Source organism: Acinetobacter sp. Lyrl_1 (genome assembly GCF_051948795.1).
GTDB classification, from domain to species: domain Bacteria; phylum Pseudomonadota; class Gammaproteobacteria; order Pseudomonadales; family Moraxellaceae; genus Acinetobacter; species Acinetobacter towneri.
Genome location: NZ_JAYJLK010000119.1, coordinates 1 through 434 on the forward strand (window position 1 = coordinate 1; position 434 = coordinate 434).

Genomic DNA, 434 nt, shown 5'->3' on the forward strand with positions numbered 1-434 from the left:
AAATCGTACATGGTAGTTAGAGCCTTTGGGTTGTGTCGTAACTTTCTAAATGGCTCTAACTACCTTTTTTTCAAGGGCTTTTCTTATCCGTAATTCGGGTTATATTAACATATGGAATTTTACAAGGTTTAAATAATGAAGTTGTTACAATGGACTTTATTCATTGATATGTTAGGTTATAAAAATATTAATGGATCTATTGATAATAAAGAAAAAGCTTTAGAACTAATAAATTTCATGAAAGAAAATGCTGAAATTTTTCAGGCACAGGATTCGAGTAAAAGAAAAATTCTTTACTCACAAGAAGAATTTAATTTATATGAATTTTATGAACCTAAATATTGTTTTGTATCAGACTCTTTAATAATTTCATTTGAGCCAAAAGAAATAAAACGTAAAGAAAAATTTAAAAATGAATTTGTACGTCATTCTGC

At 26.7% G+C, this 434-nt stretch carries 1 protein-coding gene; it reads left to right on the plus strand.

What is annotated here, in order from left to right; translation table 11 throughout:
- Window positions 1-135: 135 nt before the first annotated feature.
- On the plus strand, window positions 136-434 hold a 299-nt coding region (locus VF675_RS13810), incomplete at its 3' end, for a hypothetical protein (RefSeq protein ID WP_440205399.1).